The sequence below is a fragment of the Haemophilus sputorum CCUG 13788 genome, from assembly GCF_000238795.1.
Lineage (GTDB): Bacteria > Pseudomonadota > Gammaproteobacteria > Enterobacterales > Pasteurellaceae > Haemophilus_A > Haemophilus_A sputorum.
In genome coordinates this window covers 1-2,571 of sequence record NZ_AFNK01000043.1, presented here as the reverse complement: position 1 = coordinate 2,571, position 2,571 = coordinate 1, and the positions used below count along the sequence as shown (strand labels likewise).

Annotated in this window: 4 protein-coding genes; 3 read left to right on the top strand and 1 reads right to left on the bottom strand. The window is 44.8% G+C overall.

Features of this window, described 5'->3' with window-relative positions; translation table 11 throughout:
• Positions 1 to 483 precede the first annotated feature (483 nt).
• Together dqlB and HSP_RS0106605 are read left to right on the top strand one after the other, a co-directional pair.
• Entirely contained in the window at positions 484 to 579 is a 96-nt protein-coding gene (dqlB, locus tag HSP_RS11605; protein ID WP_000609146.1) for a DinQ-like type I toxin DqlB, read from the top strand.
• Between the two features lie 66 nt (positions 580 to 645).
• The gene (locus tag HSP_RS0106605) at positions 646 to 825 is read left to right on the top strand and encodes a hypothetical protein (RefSeq protein WP_012291479.1); all 180 of its coding nucleotides are present in this window, start codon (positions 646 to 648) and stop codon (positions 823 to 825) included.
• A gap of 115 nt (positions 826 to 940) precedes the next feature.
• Here the strand turns inward: HSP_RS0106605 and HSP_RS0106600 are convergent, their stop codons facing one another.
• Positions 941 to 1,585, bottom strand: coding sequence for a recombinase family protein (locus tag HSP_RS0106600; protein WP_000203199.1), 645 nt, complete (start codon positions 1,583 to 1,585; stop codon positions 941 to 943).
• Between the two features lie 285 nt (positions 1,586 to 1,870).
• Between HSP_RS0106600 and HSP_RS0106595 the strand changes: the two genes are divergently transcribed.
• A complete protein-coding gene (locus tag HSP_RS0106595) occupies positions 1,871 to 2,491 on the top strand; it encodes a ParA family protein (protein ID WP_000864791.1) in 621 nt (206 codons plus the stop codon).
• Positions 2,492 to 2,571: the final 80 nt, after the last annotated feature.

Genomic DNA, 2,571 nt, shown 5'->3' with positions numbered 1-2,571 from the left:
TATTTACACTAACGACCCAACGTCGTTGGGTTTGCCGCAGAAAATTTATTCATTTAAAATAGATCTAAATGAAGCGGGAAACTGCAGACGTAAAAAAACCGACTGGTGAGGTCGGCTTTTTTACAGTTCCGGTACGAGCTGGTAACTCGCCCGGAAGAGAAACTCTCTACAACTGACAACAGTATGATAATCCGTGAAGCCTGATTATGCAATATGACAGGCGGTGACTACGCGTTAACGGTTTGCTTGAAAGTTAGATAAACGTATAATCAGAGGGTTAGTGCTGTGGTGAGTCTTTCCCTGCATTCCGCTAAATGCGGCATGAACAGCTTCAAAGTCCTGACAGGTAATACAGGTGGTGCTGGTTATCTGTGCTCTGGTAGGAGTGAGACTCTCTACAACTGACAAGACGAAGAGAAGCCGTGGTGACAGGCAGCGTAAGAGCAAGCCACGGTGTCTTTACTCCATTTATGGAGAAAACGGATGATTAACCTGTTAATCATCGTTCTGAGGGCGGTAGCTGCGCTTGCAAACGCGCTGATTGCAGTTCTGGAACTGATCCGTCAGTTCATCGATTGATGACTGCGGAAACGTAACTAAGGGCAGGAAGTGCACCGCTTCCTGCCCTTTAACAAAGGAGGTGTTATGGATTTTATGAGCATTTTGGGGCGCTGTTTACTTCTTTCTTTCCCTGTTGCGATGTTTGTCGGTTGCCTGTTTCCAGGCATCGATGATCGTTTTACTGGAATGTTCATGAGTTTTATTGTCGGTTGTCTATCGTGGTATATCACCAAGCCAAAACCGCAAAAGGCTGAGGTCGCGTAAGCGGCCTTTTATTTTGATACTCATTAGTTACAACATTCAATTTGCTTTTTAAAAATATCCACTTCAGCACCTCCCTCATAAATAACGTCAACCAGTTTATTGAGCTCACCCTACCCTACTCACCGGAGGATTGCAGGGATTTACGTTTTATTGCGCTACTGATTGTGCCGCGGCTGCACCCTAGCACCTTCTGTACCTGTGTCCAGGAGCTGCCACTTTCTATCAACCTGATAATTGCATCATGTCTGGCTTGATTAGGTTTACGCCCTTTATATTTGCCGTCTTTCCTTGCTTTCTCTATCCCCTGTTTCTGGCGTTCCCGCCGTTGTTCATAGTCCCTTCTGGCAACAGCGGCCAGCATATCCAGCAGCATATCGTTAATGGCTGCAAACAACCGGCTGTCAAACTCACTCATACCAGAATTAATCCAGGTCGTCGGCACATTCACGGCCATAACCCGGATATCTTTCTGACGGATCATTTTCTTCAGCGTATTCCAGTCTTCCCCTGACAGTCGGGAAAGTCTGTCCACATCCTCGATAAGCAAAATGTCATTTTGCTGGCAATCTCTCAGAAGACGAAAGAGTTCCGGGCGGTCAAGACGGGAGCCGGATTCATTCTCAATATAATAGCTGCAAATGATCAGGCCTCTTTCCCTGGCAAAAGCCTCGATAGTTTCCAGGGCACGCGAAGCATCCTGTTCTGCTGTTGAAGCTCTCAGATAAGCGCGGACAAAGTTTGTTGGTGCATTTGAAGTCATATTACAGAACCAGTTCGCATAAGGTCACACCACTATACCCAAAATGAACCAGAAAGTGGATCGACAGGAAAGGCACACTCTAAAAGAACCGAAAAAACAAATAATGAGTAAATGTGACATCGTCACCCATACTCATAAACTCACATGCTCATATACACAACAAACTCAAATGAGTATATGCTCTTTAACTCATAAACTCATATTAACCTTTACTCATGCAAAGAGTATGGTAAACTCAAAAACTCACAAGAGTAATTGAGTAGATACACAATTGAGGGTTTGAGTATGAAAGTAATCTCATTTCTGAATCCGAAAGGGGGTTCAGGTAAAACAACTGCCGTAATCAACATAGCCACTGCGTTGAGCAGAAGCGGATACAACATTGCTGTGGTAGATACAGATCCACAAATGAGCCTGACGAACTGGAGCAAAGCGGGCAAGGCAGCATTTGACGTATTTACAGCTGCATCTGAAAAAGACGTCTATGGAATCCGAAAAGATCTGGCGGACTATGACTTTGCTATTGTGGACGGGGCAGGTTCGCTCTCAGTAATCACCTCCGCAGCCGTCATGGTAAGCGATCTGGTAATTATCCCTGTTACACCCAGCCCCCTGGATTTCTCCGCAGCAGGAAGCGTCGTTACTGTTCTGGAAGCACAGGCTTACAGCCGCAAAGTTGAAGCCCGCTTTCTGATCACCCGTAAGATAGAAATGGCAACCATGCTCAATGTGCTGAAAGAAAGTATCAAAGACACTGGTGTTAAATCTTTCCGTACGGCCATTACACAACGTCAGGTTTACGTGAAATCAATTCTGGATGGTGACAGCGTGTTTGAATCCAGTGATGGCGCAGCAAAAGGTGAAATAGAAATCCTTACAAAAGAGATAGTTAGCACATTTGAGTAATTACTCATTCACTCATATAATCAAATAAGTATAACAACCGGAGTAACCTTAATGTCACTTGAAAAAGCGCATACGGCAGT

Coding starts and splice junctions, on each gene's coding strand:
- dqlB (WP_000609146.1), top strand. CDS start 484: ATGATTAACCTGTTAATCATCGTTCTGAGGGCGGTAGCTGCGCTTGCA.
- HSP_RS0106605 (WP_012291479.1), top strand. CDS start 646: ATGGATTTTATGAGCATTTTGGGGCGCTGTTTACTTCTTTCTTTCCCT.
- HSP_RS0106600 (WP_000203199.1), bottom strand. CDS start 1,585: ATGACTTCAAATGCACCAACAAACTTTGTCCGCGCTTATCTGAGAGCT.
- HSP_RS0106595 (WP_000864791.1), top strand. CDS start 1,871: ATGAAAGTAATCTCATTTCTGAATCCGAAAGGGGGTTCAGGTAAAACA.